Source organism: Comamonas sp. 4034, from assembly GCF_050434545.1.
Classification (GTDB): domain Bacteria; phylum Pseudomonadota; class Gammaproteobacteria; order Burkholderiales; family Burkholderiaceae_C; genus Comamonas; species Comamonas odontotermitis.
The window spans coordinates 81850-100370 of the sequence record NZ_JBNDIT010000005.1 but is presented as its reverse complement, the minus strand read 5'-3'; the positions used below and the strand labels follow the sequence as shown (position 1 = coordinate 100370).

Genomic DNA, 18521 nt, shown 5'->3' with positions numbered 1-18521 from the left:
TGAGGGCTTCCACCGATCAATGAAACTAAGTTACATTAATAACCGCCTTAATGTTCAGGAAGTTTCATGAGCTTTGATCTGGTTTTGTTTGGTGGCACCGGTGATCTGGCATGGCGAAAACTGCTGCCCGCACTGTTCCAATCCTTTCGGCATGGCAGCTTGCCAGCAGACGGCCGCATCATTGGCGTCGGCCGCAACGAGATGTCCGATGACGAATACCGTGCGCTGATTGCCCAGCGCCTGGCCGAGGTGGAGGCCGACAAGCGCCCCAACAACGGTGAGTTCGCGCAGTTCGCGCAGCTATTGCGCTACCAGCGCATGGATTTGTCGCACCCGGGCGACTACGCAGCGCTGCGCGATCTGCTTTTGCAGCGCAAGGCCGATACGGTGGTGATGTACCTGGCAACGGCGCCTTCACTGTTTTCCACCGTCGTCGAGCAATTGGGTGCCTGTGGACTGAACACGCCGCACACGCGTGTGGTGCTGGAAAAGCCGCTGGGCCACGATCTGCCATCGAACATGGCCATCAATGCCGCAGTGCGGCAGGTATTCGACGAGGCCCAGATCTTCCGTATCGACCACTACCTGGGCAAGCCGTCGGTACAGAACCTGCTGGCATTGCGCTTTGGCAACACGATTTTCGAGCCGCTGTGGCGGCGCGAGAACATCGCCAGCATCGAGATCACGATGGCCGAGCAGTTGGGCGTGGAAAAGCGCGGCGAGTTCTACGACACCACCGGAGCACTGCGCGACATGGTGCAGAACCATGCGCTGCAACTGCTGTGCGCAATAGGCATGGAGCCGCCCATCAGCGCCGATGCCGATGCGATACGCAATGAAAAGCTCAAGGTGTTGCAATCGCTCAAGCGCTGGACGCCCGAGACGCTCAGCCGTGATGTGGTGCGCGGCCAGTACGCGCCCGGCCAGATCAAGGGCCAGCCCGTCCCCGGTTACCGGCAGGAAACTGGCGTTGCGCCCCACAGCCAGACAGAAACCTTTGTGGCGCTACGCACCGAAATCAGCAACTGGCGCTGGGCCGGCGTGCCGTTCTTCATCCGTACCGGCAAGCGACTGGCGGGCCGGGAGGCCTCCATCGTGGTGCATTTCCGTCAGGTGCCCCACGCCATCTACCGCACGCCCATGGGCGCGGCCAACCGCCTGGTCATCCACCTCCAGCCCAAGGACGGCTTGACCCTGCACCTGATGGCGGCAGCGCAAAGCCAGGACGATGCCGGAGGCGTTCAGACGCTTTCCCCCGCTGCGCTCGACCTCGATTTTGACCAGCGCTTTGGCAGCGAGCGGGTCGGCGCTTACGAGCGCCTGCTGCTTGATGTAATCGCCGGGCGCCTGAACCTGTTCGTTCGCGCAGACGAGCAGGAAGCGGCCTGGCAATGGGTAGAGCCGATCCTGGAGAACTGGCAGCAGGCCAACGCCAACGGAGAAGGGCCACGGCCCTACGCGGCAGGCAGTTGGGGCCCCGGTGCTGCCAGCGCATTGGTGGCACGCGATGGCCATAGCTGGATGGAGGAACTGTAAAGATGCTGGATCGCATAACCGCCTCCCTGCCCTCGCTGGCCCCGGCCGAACAGCGCGTGGCACGCCTGGTACTGGCCGACCCGCGCGCGTTCGCATCGCTGCCGGTGCGCGAGCTGGCTGATCGCTCCCATGTCAGCAAGCCTACCGTGGTGCGATTTTGCCGCAGCATGGGCTATGACGGGCTGGCAGATTTCAAGCTCAAGCTTGCTGGCAGCGTGAGCGAAGGCGTGCCCTTCATCCATCGCAGCGTGGATGCCGATGACAAGACCAGCGATGTACTGGTAAAGGTGGTTGACAACTCGGTAGCCGCTTTTCTGGCCTACCGCAATGCCGCCAGCACCACGGCGCTGGAGGCGGCAGCCACCGCCATCGTCGCGACCTGGCGAGCAGGCAAGCGCATCGAGTTCTATGGAGTGGGCAACTCCGGCATCGTGGCGCAGGACGGGCAGCACAAATTCTTTCGCCTGGGCGTGACCAGCCTTGCCACCAGCGACGGCCACATGCAGGTGATGAGCGCCACCATGCTGGGTGCCGGAGACTGCGCCATCGTGATTTCCAACTCGGGCCGCACCCGCGATCTGATGGACGCCACAGACATCGCCAAACGCAATGGCGCCACCACCATCGCCATTACCGCCAGCGGCTCGCCGCTCGCGCGTGCTGCCGACATTCACCTTGCCGCCGACCACCCCGAGGGCTACGATCGATACAGCCCCATGGTTTCACGCCTGCTGCACCTGCTGATCATCGATGTGCTTGCCACCGGTGTAGCCCTGCGCATTGGTGAGCCGCTGCAACCCGTGCTGCTACAGATGAAGGACAACCTGCGCGCCAAGCGCTATACATGATGCAGCGCCTTGGCCACAGCGGAAGCCACTCGGCGCAAAGGCTGGCCGCCAGGTCCTGGGCGAAAGAATGGGCAGCACCAGCTGCCCATTTTGCTTTGCACCATCAACTACTCAACGGCCACCTGCAAAGGATTTGGTGCTGTACAGATCCGTGGGCAGACGTTTGAGCACCGGCAGGTCTGTCGCAGCATCCTTGGCCTGAGACTCGATGTAATTGAATAGCACGTCGGCATCGAGCACGCCAATGTCCAGGCGGCGCTCAGCTGGAACCGATGCCAATGTCTTGTAGCCATCACCCCCATTGGCATTGAAGCTCAGCACGAAGAGCCGATAGGTCTTGCCCTGGTCCAGAGAGGCCCACTGGCCGGTCAAGGCGTCTCGCACTTCGATGCCCGAAACACGGCTGCCAAAGGCCGATGCGGCATTCACATCAAAACGCAGGCCACCCGTGTAAGGGTAGGGACCCGTGGTGCCGCCAGCGCCTTAGACCGCCTCCAGCCCGTCTTCCAGCATGTTCTTCACCTCTGCGCCGGTCACATTCAAGCGGTACAACATATTGCCAAAAGGCAGCACCTGGATGACGTTGGCAGCAGTGACTTCTCCGCTCAAGGGAATGCGCACCCCACCACCGCTTTGCAGAGAGATATCGGCGCCACCATATTTGGCGTTGGCCACTTCCAGATACGCCTGCGCCACCAGCTGCTGGATATCTCCGCCACGCAAGCTGACACCGCCTTCGGCATTGCACGCGGCGCTGGAGCGACTGTAGTCCATGGTGCCTTCACCACCGGGCACCCGGCGCGAGCACAGCTCCTGCGGGGCCACTGCCACCTTGGTGGTGTTGAAGCTGGCAACCTTGTCGGTGAAAGCTTGTAGCACTGCCTGGGCCTTGGCAGACGGCGCCGTCATCCTCAGAAATCCCGCGGCATTGACGCTGTTCACAATGGCACTGCGCTGCGCCTCCGTAACATCCTGGCCGCCAATCTGGAACTTGTCACCGATCAGCACATGGGGCGTTCCCTTGCATTCGCTGACCTCACCATCTTTGTTGAACTTGACCTTGAGCTCACCCACCACCTGCGAATATTCCCAGGCCTGCACGATGCACACGGGTTTGCCGTCCTTGTCGGTAGTGCCGGTCGGATACGCGCCCGCGGGAGAGCCCACACCGAGAGTCTTCACCGCCTCTGGTCCCAGCAAGGTGTGAGAATCGCCACCCACGATCACATCCACACCACGCAGCTTGCGGGCCAGTTCCCTGTCATTGTCGTAGCCGATGTGGCTGAGCAGCACGATGCGTTTGACGCCCTGGGCCTGCAGCTTGTCAATCTCGCGCTGCGCCGCCGTGGCTTCATCTTCAAACATCGTGTCCTTGTCGGGGCTGGACGAGGCCTTGGTCTTCTGGGCAATCGTCAGCCCCACGATACCGATCTTGTTGCCGCCACGCTCCATCACAGTGGAGGGGCGCACCATATTGGGTGCGCGACTCGGATTCAATGCCGAATTGGCGCCGAACTGTACATTGGCACTGAGTACGCTGGTGTTGCAGCTACCGCTCTTGAGTCGGTCGAGAATGCCCTTGAGACCGGTATCTCCCTTGTCGAATTCATGGTTGCCGAGCGTATAGGCATCAAAGCACACCGTATTGAGCATCGCCATGTCGGCCTCGCCATCCGCGCCCGCACGGTTGAAGTACAAGGTGCCGGTGATTGCATCGCCCGCATGCAGCTTAAGTACATTGCCTGATTGGGCGGCCAGCTCCTCGATGGCGGCGGTCACCCGCGGAAAGCCCGCAGCATTGACGGTGACTGCCGTCGTCTTGCCATCTACAGGCAATTGCAAGGTCGCAGTCTTGCTGGCCAACGTGGAGTGATGGTCGTTGACATGCAGAATGGTCAGTACATCGTCTTTTGCGCCATCGTCCGAGCCGCCTCCTCCACAGGCAACCAGCACGGCAGCAGACACGCCGCACACCGCCCAATACATCGCCTGACGCGCACCCTCTCGCATCCACACTGCTGCCATGCCCATCTCCGTTTCAAGAAAGGACTCCATGGTTTGGCAGTTCGATGACGTGCGTATGAATCCCGCAAGGCACAAGGCGTCAACGTATCTTCATCCGTTCATAGGCAAGAGAAGGCCCGTCCTCTTCAAATCCGGGCGTAAAAAAACCGGCATGCACGCTGCCGGCCTTTCAAGAGAGCATCTGCTTAAGCGGCAATGACGGGAATGCGCTTTTCCTCCACGGCGTGGCACGCCACCTTCACTCCATCATCATCCAACAGTTGAGGACGCTCATTGCGGCAGCGATCATTGGCCAGTGGGCAACGCGGATTGAAGGCGCAGCCGGTCGGAGGATTCAACGGATTGGGCACCTCGCCCTGCACAGGGGTACGCGCCTTGCCGGTATCGTGCATCTTGGGAATGGCGTCGAGCAGCATGCGCGTATAGGGGTGACGCGGCTTGGCAAACAGGGTCTGCTTGTCAGCCAATTCCACCAGACGGCCCAGATACATCACGCCAACCTGGTCACTCACATGGCGCACCACCGCCAGGTTGTGCGAGATGAACAGGTACGTGAGGCTGCGCTTTTTCTGCAGGTCCTTCATGATGTTGAGTACCTGCGCCTGCACCGATACGTCCAGCGCCGATGTCGGCTCGTCGCAGACCAGGAACTCCGGCTCGGTCGCGAGGGCGCGCGCAATCGAAATACGCTGGCGCTGCCCGCCCGAGAACTGGTGCGGGTACTTGAGCATGTCCATGGGAGCCAGACCCACCTGCACCAGCAACTCCGCCACGCGGGCTTTGAGCTGCTCGGTATTGGTGATCAGGCCGTGCTCCTTGAGAGGCTCGCCGATGATCTGCTCGACCGACCAGCGGGGGTTCAGGCTGGCATACGGGTCCTGAAAGATCATCTGCACGCGTCGGCGCATGGCTCTTGCGTTCGGGTCCTTGAACGCCGCGTGTGCATCCTGGCCGTCAAAGGTGAAGGTGCCACGCGTGGGGCCATACAGGCCCACCAGCAGGCGCGCCACGGTGCTTTTGCCGCAGCCCGATTCGCCCACCAAGGCGAGCGTCTTGCCTTTCTCGATATCGAAGCTCACCCCGTCCACAGCACGCAGCAGGCTACGCGGCTTGCGTTCCAGCACGCGGTTGAGCCACGGGGCCGACACATCAAAAGTCTTTGCCAGGTCGCGTGCCTGCACCAAAGGCCCACGTCCAGCCGAGCCCGCCGCCGTACCGGTTGCAGTGTTTTTTTCCATCGTCGCCACCTCGCTCATACCGTTTCCTCCGTCGCTGCCACACCCGGCCGATTGTCTGCTGCATGCAACCAGCATGCGGCCTGCGTAGCCCCTGCCGCCATCAGGTCGGGGCGCTGCTCCATACAGCGGTCGAACACCTTGGTGCAGCGCGGGTTGAATGCACAGCCCTTGGGAATGGCATTGAGGCGCGGCATGGCGCCATCGATCTGGTTCAGACGCTCACGGTCTGCCTCCATATCCGGAATCGAGGCCATCAGGCCACGCGTATAGGGATGTGCAGGATGGTTGATGACCTCATGCACCGGGCCGATTTCCGCAATGCGGCCGGCATACATGACGGCCACGCGGTCACAGGTCTCGGCAATCACCCCCATATCGTGGGTGATGAGCATGACGGCAGCACCGCGCGTGCGGCAGATATTCTTGAGCAAGGTGATGATCTGCGCCTGGATCGACACGTCGAGCGCCGTGGTGGGCTCGTCGGCCACAATCAGCTTGGGCTCGGCAGCCAGCGCCAGTGCAATCACCACACGTTGGCGCATGCCGCCGGAGAACTGGTGCGGGTAGTGGTCAACACGCTCCTCCGCCGCCGGAATGCCGGTGTCCCTGAGCAGCTGGATCGCACGCTCGCGCGCATCCTTGTCCGACAGCTTGAGATGGGTCTGGATGGTCTCGATCAACTGGCGCCCCACCGTGTAGAGCGGGTTCAGCGAGGTCAGTGGATCCTGAAAGATCGCGCCAATGCGACGGCCACGGATATGGCGCATCTTCTCAGGCGGCAGATGATCGATACGTTCGCCCTCCAGCACGATCTCACCCGAGGCCACATGGCCCGGCGGCTCCAGCAAGCCAATGATCGAGGCGCCAGTGAGCGACTTGCCCGCGCCCGATTCACCCACCACACCCAGGATTTCTCCGGGAGCAATGGAGAACGAAATATTGTCCAGAGCCCGCAATACACCATGGCGATTGGGGAACTCGACCACCAAATTCTTAACTTCCAACAACGACATCGTGGTTCGTCCTTCTTCGTCTTGTGATTGCACCATCAGCGCAGGCGCGGGTTGAGCGCATCGCGCAGCCAGTCGCCCAGCAGGTTGACCGACAGCGCGATCAGCACCAGCATCAGGCCCGGGAAGATGGTGATCCACCATTCGCCAGAGAACAGGTAATCATTGCCCACACGGATCAGGGTGCCGAGCGACGGTGATGTGGGAGGTGCGCCCACACCCAGGAATGAAAGCGTGGCTTCAGTAATGATGGCCGTAGCTACCTGGATCGTGGCCAGCACCATCACAGGACCCAGCACATTGGGCAGCACATGCTTGATCATGATGCGCAGCGGCGCCACGCCGGTCACTCTGGCAGCCTGCACGTATTCCTTGTTGCGCTCCACCATCGTGGAGCCGCGCACCGTGCGCGCATACTGCACCCAACCCGTCAGTGATATCGAGATGATCAGCACGCCAAAGGCCAGCGATTCATTGGCGTTGGGAAACAGCGCACGCCCCACACCTGCAATCAGCAATGCCACCAGAATGGCAGGGAAAGACAGCATCACATCGCACAGGCGCATCAGCACCGAATCGATCCAGCCCCCCTTGAAGCCCGCCAGCAAACCCAGAGCCACTCCGACAACGACCGATAGCGCCACCGATGCCAGGCCCACGATCAGCGAGATGCGCGCGCCGTACATCAGCGCAGAAAGAATATCCCGGCCCTGGTCATCCGTGCCCAGGATGTACTTCCAGCTGCCCTCCTCGCTCCACACGGGTGGAATGCGGGCGTCACTGAGCTCCAGGGTGGTCAAGTCAAATGGGTTGTGCGGAGCCACCCAGTTGGCAAAAATCGCGCAGAACACGCAGATGGCTGCAATGATGGCTGCCACGATCGCCATCGGCGATTTTCGGAAGCTGTAGCCCACATCGCTATCGAGCCAGCGTTTGAGTCGGTTTTTCGTCGTCATCGATATTTCTCTCATCTATGGTGGCACTGCCGGTCATGGCCTGGCAGCACCGGTCCATCACTGCTTATTTCTTCACCGTCATCCATTTGAAGGGCATGAAGCCATCGGCCATCTGCACCAGCTCCACGTTCTTGCTCACACCCCAGTTCATGTACTGCTGGTGCAGCGGCAGGTAGCCGACATCGTCAGCAACGATCTTCAGCGCCTCCTGGATCTGCGCATTGCGCTTGGCCGTATCTGTCTCCGACTGCACCTGCCGGGTCAGCGCGTCCACCTTGGGGTTGCAGTAGTTACCGTAGTTGAACGCCCCTGCGCCCTTGCCATCGTTGCAGTTCATCAGGGCCAGCAGCGGGTTGTGCGCGTCATAGGTCGACGGCGTCCAGCCAAGGATGTAGAACGCCGTTTCGTGGCGCATGATGCGCGGGAAATAGGTTCCCTTGGTTTCTGCGTTGAGCTGCACCTTGACGCCAATCTTGGCGAGGTTGGCCGATACCGCCTGGCAGATACGACTGTCATTGATGTAGCGATCATTCGAGCAGTTGAGCGTCACCTCGAAGCCATCGGGATAGCCCGCATCGGCCAACAGCTTCTTGGCGGCAGCCGGGTCATATGGCAGGCGCTTGATGTCGTCGGTATAGCCATTGACGCCCTTGCCGATCAAGGTGGCCAGGTTGCCGGAGGCACCACGCATCACCTGCTTGTGCAGACCCTCGATATCGATAGCCTGGTAGAAGGCCTGGCGAACGCGCTTGTCCTTGAACGGATTTTTGCCCTTGACGCTGGAGTTGAGCAGCTCATCGCGCTTGTGGTCCATGCCCATGAAGATGGCACGCAACTCCGGCCCGGAGACCACCCGCGTGCCGCCGGTGTTGTTGACGCGGTCAATGTCCTGCACCGGCACCGGGTCGATCACATCGACCTGGCCGGACAGCAAGGCCGCGACACGCGTGGCATCGTTGGCAACCGGCGTATAGACCACCTCCTGCACATTGCCATCCACCTTGTCCCAGTAGTTACCACTGCGGCTGAACACGGTGCGCACATTGGGCTGTCGCTCGCGTACACGGAAAGGGCCCGTGCCATTGGCCTTGAAGGAAGCCGCGTTCTCAATACCCTTGCGGCGGTCGACGGGGTTGACCGCGTTGTTCGCCTCCGTCCACTTCTTGCTCATGATGTAGACCTGCGAGATCATGCTGGGCAGGATGGGGGCGGGCTCCTTGGACTCGATCTCGACGGTGTAGTCATCGATCTTGCGCGTCTCCTTGATGGCGTTGGTATAGGTCTTCATGTCCGAGCCTTCCAACTGCGTGCGCATCATCGAGAAGACCACATCGTCTGCCGTGAACGGCGTGCCATCATGGAACTGAACGCCCTTGCGCAGGGTGAAGCGCCAGACTGTCGGCGATGTCTGCTCCCACTTGGTGGCCAGCACCGGGCGAAGGCTCAGATCCTTGTTGCGCCCGGCCAGTGGCTCATAGACGTTGCCCGTCACGCTCAATTGCACGGTTTCATTGAAGGAATGCGGGTCCATCGACAAAGCATCGCCCTGGGCGCCAATGCGTACCGTCTGCGCCCCCGCCAGCATGCAGCCAGCAGCCAGCATGGCCACCACCAAGGTCTTGTGCATTGCATGTTTCATCATCTACCCCTTGTGAATGCCGACTCGTGGCCGGCTCTCGTTGGACAAGCTTCAGACCGAAGCAAGTGGCATACCACGCTCCACAATGCCGGCGTGCAGCGCGGCCCCGAGGGGTAGCACATCGTCATTGAAGTCGTAGCGGTTGTTGTGCAGTGGGATGATGTCGTCACCGACCGCCTGGCCCAGGCGCAGATATGCACCAGGCTTGTGCTGCAGCATGAAGGAAAAATCCTCCGCGCCCATGCTGGGGTCCATGTTGCGCACGACCTGAGCCTCGCCGACCAGCTCGGCTGCCACATCGCCAGCAAACAAGGCTTCATCGGGTGTGTTGATGGTGGCCGGGTACGAGCGCTCATACTGAAGCTGCGCCGTCACGCCAAAAGCAAGCCCTACGGCCTGGCACAGCTCGCCCAACCGGCGCTCCACCAGATTCTGCACATCGGGGTTGAAGGTGCGCACCGTGCCCACCAGAGTGGCAGAGCCTGGCGTGACGCTGAAGGCGCCCAGGTCGCCCGACTGCACTGCGCAGATACTGACAACCGCAGCATCAATGGCACGCACGTTGCGCGACACGATGGACTGGATGGCAGTGATCAGGTGTGCAGAAGCCAGCACCACATCATTGGTCTGGTAAGGATGCGCGCCATGGCCACCTTTTCCAGCCACATTGATCTGGATGCGGTCGGCCGCCGCCATCATTGCACCCGGGTTGATGCCAATCGTGCCCTGGCGCATGGCAGGCCAGTTGTGCATGGCATAGATGGATTCCACCGGGAATTGCTCGAACAGCCCATCCTGGATCATTTCACGCGCGCCGGCGTAACCTTCTTCTCCCGGCTGAAAGATGAGCACGGCGCTGCCATCAAAATTGCGGGTTTCAGCCAGATAGCGCGCAGCACCCACCAGCATGGCGGTATGGCCATCATGGCCGCAGGCATGCATCAGGCCTTGTTTGCCTGATTTCCAGCTGCAGTTGCCCTGTTCGGTGATGGGCAGCGCGTCCATGTCGGCACGCAAGCCAATCATGCGTCGGCTCGCATGCTTCTTGCCACGGATGACCCCCACCACACCGGTCTTGCCGATCCCCTGGTGGATTTCGTCAACACCGCACAGACGCAGTGCCTCTGCCACGCGGGCTGCGGTGTATTTTTCTTCAAAGCCAAGTTCTGGGTTGGCATGCAGATCGCGGCGAAACGCCGTGAGCTCAGGGTGAATCTGCGCCAGATGAGAAAACGCCCGCGAACTGGCGCTGTATGGAAGACGCTGCATGTCAGTGTCCTCCCGACTTTTCGACGCGCAGGCGCGGGTCGACCACGAAATACAGCAAATCCACAATCAGATTGATGACCACGAAGATCAGCGCGATCAGACACAGGTATGCCGCCATCACGGGAATGTCGGCAAACGTCACCGCCTGGATGAACAACAGCCCCATCCCCGGCCACTGGAACACGGTCTCCGTGATGATGGCAAAGGCAATCAGGCCGCCCAGCTGCAGACCGGTAATGGTCATGACCGGTACCAGCGTGTTCTTGAGTGCATGGCCAAAGTAGATGGTGCGATTGGTCAGGCCGCGCGCCTTGGCAAACTTGATGTAATCGGTGCGCAGCACCTCCAGCATCTCGGCACGCACCAGGCGCATGATCAAGGTGAGCTGGAAAATAGCCAGGGTGATGGCCGGCAGAACGATGTGGTGCCAGCCCTTGGCGCTGAGCAGCCCGGTGCTCCAGAAACCCAGCTGCGTAGTCGTTCCGCGGCCAAAGCTTGGGAACCAACCCAGGTGCACCGAGAAGATCAGGATCAAGAGGATACCGATCAGGAAAGTGGGCAGCGAGACCCCCAGCAGGGACAGGGTCATGAACATCTGGCTCATGAACGTGCCACGCTTGAGTGCCGCATACACCCCCATCGGCACACCGATGACCAAAGCCAGCACGGCGGCGACCATGGCGAGCTCAAAGGTAGCCGGAAAACGTTCGGCAATGAGCGAAGACACCTTAGCACCCTGGCGGAGGCTGATGCCAAACTCCCCCTGAGCAGCATTGACCAGAAAATGCCAGAACTGCACGAAGAACGGCTGGTCCAGCCCCAGGGCCTTGCGCAACTCGGCAATCTGATCGGGAGTTGCGTCTTGCCCCAGCAGGAAGGTGACCGGATCACCCACGTACTGGAACAGCATGAAAGAAATGAACGCCACGGCGACCATCACGATCACCGCCTGTATCAATCGGCGCAATATGAATGCAAACATAGCTGACTCTCTTCAATGGCAAATCAACGGTTTGCGCCCGTCCTGTTTGCCTAACCCGCTATCTCTTAAATAGCCCGGTGCCGCCAGCGGCACCGGACACAAGGCCAAAGTTCTCTATCAGTTGATGGTCACCAGCTTGATGTCCACACGGTTGTCCGCACGGTGCACCATGTCGATGTTCTTCTTCATCGCCCAGGGGATCATCTGGTCATACAGCGGTAGGTGGGATACGGTGTCGTTCGACAGCTGCAGACCTTCGGTCAGCATGCGCGTGCGCACGGGCTGGTCGGTTTCCGTCTTCACGCGATCCACCAGATAGTCCATGCGCTCGTTGCTGTAACGGCCCACGTTGTAATTGCCGTCGCCACCCTTGCCCACCGTGCGCACCAGCGATTGCAGGCTGTAGAGCGAATCGAATGTCGGTACGCCCCAGCCCAGCATGTAGATGCTGGCTTCATTGCGCTGAATCATAGGGAAATAGGTGGCCATTGGCAGGGTACGCAGCTTGGCCTTGACGCCAACCTTGGCCCACATGGCAGTCACCGACTGGCAGATGGCCTCGTCACTGATATAGCGGTTGTTGGGGCAGGCAAAATCCACCTCGAAACCATTGGGGTAGCCAGCCTCGGCCAGCAGCTTCCTGGAAACCTCCTGGTCATAGGGCAGGCGCTTTCCAACCGCTTCGGTCCAGCCATTGACCTGGGGCGCCACCAAGGTGCCGGTAGGCTTGCCCAGACCACGCAGAATGGTCTTGGTGATGGCATTGATGTCAATGGCCTGGTAGAGCGCCTGGCGGACCTTCTGGTCCTTGAGTGGGTTCTTGCCTTTGACGCTGGAGCCTGGCAGCTCATCGCGGAACTGGTCCATGCCGAAGAAGATGGTGCGGTTTTCCAAGCCTTCGAGGATCTTCAGATCCGGGCTGGCACGCAGGCGGTTCAGATCCTGTGGCGTGGGGTCCAGCACCATGTCCACTTCACCAGAGAGCAGTGCCGCCATGCGGGTGGCCGCCGACTTGATCGGCGTATACGTGATTGCTGTCACGTTGCCCGGCATATTGCCCCACCAGTTGGGGTTCTTCTTGAGCACCATCTTCACATCAGGTTGCCAGGACTCCAAGATGAAGGGGCCTGTTCCCATGGCATTGCGGTGCGCGAAGTTCTCATCGGCCTTCTTGATGTCCATCGGCTCTGTGGACTTGTTCTTTTCAGCCCAGGCCTTGCTCATCATCCGCAGTTCGGTGAGTTGGCGCAGCAAGACCGGATTGGGATCGACCATGTAGATGTCGATGGTCGAATCATCCACCTTAACGACCTTCTCGATGCCCTGCACAAAGGGGCCATAGTTGGATGTCTTGCCCATCGCACGGGTGATGGAGAACACGGCATCGTCTGCCGTGAAAGCCGATCCATCCTGAAACTTCACGCCTGTGCGCAGGTTAAAGCGCATCTGCTTGGGATTCACCTCTTTCCACGAAGTGGCCAACAGCGGCTCGGTCTGGAAATTTTTACTGTTATAGGTAACCAGAGTTTCGTAGACGTAAGGATGGATGGCGTTATGCAGACCGTTGTTTTGCGCGTGGATATCCCAACTGGCCACATCGGCCTGGCTGGCCCATTTGAAAGACTTGGCCTGGGCAACACCAGTTGCCATGGCGGCGGCTACCGCTATTGCAGCTAGAGCAAGAGAAGGCTGTTTCATAAGGTCTCGCAGAAAAAAGAGTTCCACTATGCCGCAAGGAACTCAACTGCCTCATGGTGCTTCCCCCAGGGTAGGAAATCGTCAAATTTGTGAGTTTTCTGTTAAACGTTGCCTATGCCTCATTTCACAGACTGCATAAGAATGTTTTCAATATGAAAATCACCATTTGGCAACACAAATAGAGATGGCAATCACTAACATTTCGCACGCAGAATTCCTGTTATCGCACCGCATTGAAAACAATGACAGATACCGGTTTCAGATATTCCTCAATATCCCGCGAACACCTGCATGGGAGTCGACTATTTGTAGGACAATTCCCTACAGATTGACAACAAAACCAGACTGACAACAAGCATGGGCAGCAGGTAGCCAATGCCTGCATGCACCAACAGCCGACCTAGCCATGTTGTCTCACAAAGAGCCATGTGCAAAATAAAAAAGCCCGTCTTTCGACGGGCTTCTGACTTTTCAGATTGAAGCTGGGAAACCCAGCAGTCAATTAGAAAGCGTGACGGATACCAACGGTCAGAGCGTTTTGGTTCTTGCCGCCAGCTGGGGTAGCGATACCCAGGCCGTTAGCGCTGACGCTGAAGGTTTCAGACTTTTGGTTCTTCAGGAAAGCGTAGGTGCCGTACAGAGCGGTGCGCTTGGACAGGTTGTGCACGTAGCCCAGCGACAGTTGGTGAGCCTTGCCGTCCACCGACTTCACGTCGTAGTAGTTGTAAGCAGCACGGACTTCGCCAGCAGCGCCCACAGGAGCGGTCACGCCCAGGGAAGCGGAGTTCATCTTCCACTTGTCGCCACCACCAACAGGGGTGTTACGTTGTTGACGGATCAGACCAGCCAGCTTCACAACACCGAAGTTGTACGAAGCGCCCAGACCCAGGGATTGCTCCTTGTCGAAAGCAGCAGATGGGTCGTTTTGTTGTTCCAGACCCAGGCCAACGCTCAGAGGGCCGTTGTCATAGCCAACAGAACCACCGATGTAACGGCCGAACGAGCTGTCGCCAGCGGTTTCACCGAAACCGTAGTTAATGCCAGCCTTGAAGCCAGACATGCCAGGGGTGTAGTACGAAACCATGTTCGACACGCGGAAAGGCGAACCAGCCACGCCGAAGCCGAAGTGTTGGCCGATACCAACTTGACCGAACACGTCGTATGCGCTCACGGTGTTGTAAGCAGCGGTCAGTTCACGACCCAGACGCACTTCACCGAAATTGCCCATCAGGGACACGGTCGAGCGACGCTTGAATTCGAAGCCAGGACCCGAAGCGCCACCGCCAGCTCCGGTGCCGGAGTCGTTCTGAATAGCGCCTTCCAGCCAGAAGCCAGCCTTCAGACCACCACCCAGGTCTTCCACGCCGCGGAAGCCCAGACGGCTGGTAGCGTTACCAGAGTTGGTCAGGCCGTACACGGAGTCGCCACCGCTGGTCTTAGCGTAGGTCACGCCAGCGTCAACGATACCGAACAGGGTCACGGAAGATTGAGCCATTGCGGCGCCGGAAGCGGCCAGCACTGCCAAGGCAACAAGAGATTTTTTCATTGCGAGTTACTCCAAGGTTTAACAGACGGCGCTGGTACGGGGGGGTTGATGTCAGCCTCACGGATCTGCACAACTTCTACCTGCTCCCGCGCCAACCTCCTAGTGTGGAAGTTATCTCTATTTCAACAGACCACAGTCGGTTGCGCAAACAAATTCCCCCACTTGGACGACGAATCCGTGTAAATCGTTGCTTGTGTGCAACGTTTAACGAATGTCAGCAGCCGTTGTTTTTTTCAAAAAAATTTGCCGCAAAACAAGGCCTTGCGAGAGCAATATGCCAGCCGTTTGCAGCAGCTCCATTGTAGTGGGTACCATTGGCAGTTATGCAAGACCGACTTCTTTGTGCCGCTGATACCGCGCTCCGTACCCTGTTTGCAACACCTCGTGCCAGCCAGCCTTCGCCGGCCTCTGGCATCGAGGAGGCCGATCTGAGTGCGGCAGAGAAAAAGCTCTCCGGTGCCTATATGCGTGTGAACCATGTCGGAGAGGTCTGCGCCCAGGCGCTCTACACGGCTCAGGCCATGGTGACCAAGGATGAACGCCTGCGCGAACATCTGCTGGAAGCGGCACAAGAAGAGATGGACCACCTGGCTTGGACCCATCAGCGCCTTCAGGCTCTTGGCGAACGCCCCAGCATTCTGAATCCCCTGTGGTTTGCTGGCGCGTTTCTGATCGGAACCGTGGCAGCCAAGGTGAGTGACCGCGCCAGCCTGGGTTTTGTGGAAGAAACCGAAAACCAGGTGTCCACTCACTTACAGTCCCATATCGATCGCCTGCCGCCACAGGATGCCGCGTCGCTTGCCGTGGTTGCACAGATGAAGGATGACGAAGAGCGCCATGCAGCCGCCGCAGTGAACGCCGGAGCGGTGCCCGTTCCCCCTCCCGCCAAGGCTTTGATGCAAGTGGCCGCCAAGGTGATGACAACCACCGCGCACTATATCTAGTGCATTCTTAATAGACCTTGCGCCTGCTGCACCTGAGACAGGTTGGCCCCGCCATCCTGCGGCGATCCAATTCCCTGATAGCCACGGAGTGTCAATGAAACGGATTTGCCGGGCAGTACACCCGGCAACTCTGTAATTTTTGATAGCTGCCCACGCTTGCCAGTCAAGCGCCAGAGACCTTTTTCGCCCCGATCAGGCTTCCACCAGATCAAAACCGGTCGTGATCTCGGCGGTCTTGCTCAGCATGATGCTGGCCGAGCAGTATTTTTCGTGGCTCATGGCAATGGCTCGCTCCACCGCTGCAGGCGGTATGCCCTTGCCCGTCACCGTGAACTGCATGTGGATCTTGGTGAAGACCTTGGGCTCGGTGTCTGCTCGTTCCGCTTTCAAGGCGACGGTGCAGTTCTTCACATCATGGCGGCCACGCTTCAAGATCAGGACCACGTCGTAAGCCGTGCAACCGCCCGTACCCGCAAGCAGCAACTCCATGGGCCGCGCCGCCAGGTTTTGACCACCATTGGCTGGATTGTTCGCATCTGGCGCACCGTCCATGGCCACCACATGGCCACTGCCGGTTTCGGCGACAAAACCCATTCCTGATCGCGCACCGCTTGCGCCTGTCCAGGTGACTGTGCATTCCATTGCATCTCTCCAAAATTCAACGGCTGCCAGTGTGACAGAAACGGCGCTGCCCACACCAACCATTGATGGCTATAGCCATGATTGTGAAAAAACATGAGCCGTCGGCATAATTTTGCTGCATTGCAACAGAATCGCCGCTATACTTGGTTCATCTGCTCTTCGCAGTCTTCGCCCCGCAAGGGCTGACGAATGTAGCATGCTGGTTGTCTCCTCCACCTCTCAATGGTGGTTTCAAGCCCCTGATTCATATCAGGGGCTTTTTTTATTCTTTCGTCCAAGCACACAGCTGCGTCCAGTCAGTCCTCGGCGATCCCAGCAACGAACCCAGACCAGCCGAACAATCCACGCGGCGACAAATCTGCCGCCGCGCCGCCGTGTGGCACGCCAGCGGTTATAGTGCAGCGATCCCTATTGATTCGCTGAATGTCCACCGGCACTCTCCAGGCAGCCACAAGCGACGCCTCGGGTCAGCGCATCGGCAGACACCCTTTGTCTGCACCCGGCCGATCCGTTTGCCTGTCTGTCCTGTTGCCCATTTTCCCAAGCGTGCATTTCCTATGCCCTCCAAGACTGCTGCCGCGCTGACGCCGGCCGACTACCTGAAGAAAATCCTGACCGCGCGCGTCTATGACGTCGCCGTGGAATCCGATCTCGACCCTGCCAAGAACCTGAGCCGTCGCCTGCACAACAAGGTACTCCTGAAGCGAGAAGACCAGCAGCCAGTGTTCAGCTTCAAGCTGCGCGGGGCCTACAACAAGATGGCCCAGCTCTCACCCGAGCAACTCAAGGCCGGCGTAATCTGCGCATCGGCGGGCAACCATGCCCAGGGTGTGGCGCTGTCCGCCAGCCGCCTGGGCGTGCGTGCGGTGATCGTGATGCCCGCAACCACCCCGCAGATCAAGGTTGATGCTGTCAAAAGCATGGGCGGTGAAGCCGTGCTGGCAGGCGAGAGCTTTTCCGATGCCTACGAACACGCCCTCCAACTGCAGAAGGAACAGCATCTGACCTTCGTCCACCCGTTTGACGACCCCGATGTCATCGCCGGGCAAGGCACGATTGCAATGGAAATCATGCGTCAGGTGCAAAAAATCGGCTCGTCACAGCTCCATGCCGTGTTCGTGCCGATTGGGGGGGGCGGGCTCATTGCCGGCGTTGCCAACTACATCAAGGCCGTACGCCCTGAGATCAAAGTCATCGGCGTGCAGATGAACGACTCCGACGCCATGGTGCAGTCAGCCCGTGAAGGCAAGCGTGTTGCACTGCCTGATGTTGGCCTGTTCGCCGACGGCACGGCCGTCAAGCTGGTGGGTGAAGAAACCTTCCGCGTTGCCGCGAGCCTGGTCGATGAATACATCACAGTGGACACCGATGCCGTCTGTGCAGCCATCAAGGACATTTTTGCCGATACCCGCTCGGTGGTGGAGCCATCTGGCGCCATGGCGGTCGCTGCCATCAAGCAGTATGTGGCCAAGCACAAGACCAAGGGCGAGACCTATGCCGCGATTCTGAGCGGCGCCAACATGAACTTTGACCGCCTGCGCTTCGTGGCCGAGCGCGCCGATGTGGGCGAAGAGAAGGAAGCGCTGCTTGCAGTCACCATTCCCGAGGAGCGGGGCAGCTTCAAGCACTTCTGCGAAGTGGTGGGTAACCTGCCCGGCGGTGCGCGCAGCGTCACCGAGTTCAACTACCGGATCAGCGATGACCGTCGCGCCCATGTGTTCGTCGGCATTTCGACCAACAGCAAGGGTGAATCGGAGAAGATCACCCGTAACTTCCAGAAAAACGGCTTTGAGGCGCTGGATCTGACCTTTGACGAGTTGGCCAAGGAGCATGTACGCCACATGGTGGGTGGCCATTCAGCACTCGCCAAGGATGAGCGCCTGCTGCGTTTCATCTTTCCTGAGCGGCCCGGCGCGCTGTTCAAGTTTCTGAGCCTGATGGCGCCCAACTGGAACATCTCCCTGTTCCACTACCGCAACCAGGGCGCAGACTATGGCCGCATTCTGGTGGGCATGCAGGTACCCAAGAGCGACTCCAAGGCCTTCGAGAAATTCTTGAACAACCTGGGCTACCCCTGGGTGGAAGAAACGAATAACCCGGCCTACCAGCTGTTCCTCAGGGCTTCATCATAAGATCGGCATCCAGCGCACATCTACAGGTCGTTGGATGCTATTTTCGGCATAGCAAA

13 protein-coding genes and 1 pseudogene are annotated in these 18521 nt (G+C 59.4%); 4 read left to right on the top strand and 10 right to left on the bottom strand.

The window, feature by feature from the left end; genetic code table 11:
* The first annotated feature begins 66 nt into the window (after positions 1-66).
* Positions 67-1536 (top strand): glucose-6-phosphate dehydrogenase, encoded by a 1470-nt coding sequence (gene zwf, locus ABIE32_RS07220; protein WP_429014972.1) that lies wholly within the window; start codon positions 67-69, stop codon positions 1534-1536.
* 2 nt (positions 1537-1538) lie between these two features.
* Positions 1539-2384, top strand: a complete 846-nt coding sequence (locus ABIE32_RS07215) for a MurR/RpiR family transcriptional regulator (RefSeq protein ID WP_224150288.1) — start codon at positions 1539-1541, stop codon at positions 2382-2384.
* Between the two features lie 111 nt (positions 2385-2495).
* On the opposite strand, the pseudogene ABIE32_RS07210 reads toward ABIE32_RS07215, so the two are convergent.
* From ABIE32_RS07210 to ABIE32_RS07170, 9 genes and pseudogenes are all read right to left on the bottom strand, one after another.
* Positions 2496-4370 (bottom strand): annotated as a pseudogene (locus ABIE32_RS07210) (bifunctional metallophosphatase/5'-nucleotidase).
* 224 nt (positions 4371-4594) lie between these two features.
* Positions 4595-5647: an ABC transporter ATP-binding protein gene (locus ABIE32_RS07205; RefSeq protein ID WP_224150289.1), complete on the bottom strand. Its 1053-nt coding sequence runs from the start codon at positions 5645-5647 to the stop codon at positions 4595-4597.
* A 14-nt stretch (positions 5648-5661) separates the two neighbouring features.
* Positions 5662-6660, bottom strand: coding sequence for an ABC transporter ATP-binding protein (locus tag ABIE32_RS07200; RefSeq protein WP_224150290.1), 999 nt, complete (start codon positions 6658-6660; stop codon positions 5662-5664).
* A gap of 35 nt (positions 6661-6695) precedes the next feature.
* Complete coding sequence (locus tag ABIE32_RS07195; RefSeq protein ID WP_224150291.1) at positions 6696-7613, bottom strand: ABC transporter permease; 918 nt, start codon at positions 7611-7613, stop codon at positions 6696-6698.
* 64 nt (positions 7614-7677) lie between these two features.
* Positions 7678-9252 carry an ABC transporter substrate-binding protein gene (locus ABIE32_RS07190; protein ID WP_429014970.1) on the bottom strand — a complete coding sequence of 525 codons (1575 nt, stop codon included), beginning with the start codon at positions 9250-9252 and terminating at the stop codon, positions 7678-7680.
* A gap of 51 nt (positions 9253-9303) precedes the next feature.
* Positions 9304-10521 (bottom strand): M20 aminoacylase family protein, encoded by a 1218-nt coding sequence (locus tag ABIE32_RS07185; RefSeq protein WP_224150293.1) that lies wholly within the window; start codon positions 10519-10521, stop codon positions 9304-9306.
* Between the two features lies 1 nt (position 10522).
* The gene (locus ABIE32_RS07180; RefSeq protein ID WP_184706854.1) at positions 10523-11503 is read right to left on the bottom strand and encodes an ABC transporter permease; all 981 of its coding nucleotides are present in this window, start codon (positions 11501-11503) and stop codon (positions 10523-10525) included.
* A 117-nt stretch (positions 11504-11620) separates the two neighbouring features.
* The gene (locus ABIE32_RS07175) at positions 11621-13153 is read right to left on the bottom strand and encodes an ABC transporter substrate-binding protein (protein WP_224152788.1); all 1533 of its coding nucleotides are present in this window, start codon (positions 13151-13153) and stop codon (positions 11621-11623) included.
* Between the two features lie 550 nt (positions 13154-13703).
* The gene (locus ABIE32_RS07170; protein WP_224150296.1) at positions 13704-14747 is read right to left on the bottom strand and encodes a porin; all 1044 of its coding nucleotides are present in this window, start codon (positions 14745-14747) and stop codon (positions 13704-13706) included.
* Between the two features lie 323 nt (positions 14748-15070).
* Between ABIE32_RS07170 and coq7 the strand changes: the two genes are divergently transcribed.
* Positions 15071-15691: a 2-polyprenyl-3-methyl-6-methoxy-1,4-benzoquinone monooxygenase gene (gene coq7, locus ABIE32_RS07165; RefSeq protein WP_429014967.1), complete on the top strand. Its 621-nt coding sequence runs from the start codon at positions 15071-15073 to the stop codon at positions 15689-15691.
* Positions 15692-15883: 192 nt separating this feature from the next.
* Here coq7 and ABIE32_RS07160 read toward each other — a convergent pair whose 3' ends face one another.
* Positions 15884-16333 carry an OsmC family protein gene (locus ABIE32_RS07160; protein WP_224150298.1) on the bottom strand — a complete coding sequence of 150 codons (450 nt, stop codon included), beginning with the start codon at positions 16331-16333 and terminating at the stop codon, positions 15884-15886.
* A 557-nt stretch (positions 16334-16890) separates the two neighbouring features.
* Between ABIE32_RS07160 and ilvA the strand changes: the two genes are divergently transcribed.
* Entirely contained in the window at positions 16891-18465 is a 1575-nt protein-coding gene (ilvA, locus tag ABIE32_RS07155) for a threonine ammonia-lyase, biosynthetic (protein WP_429014964.1), read from the top strand.
* Positions 18466-18521 lie beyond the last annotated feature (56 nt).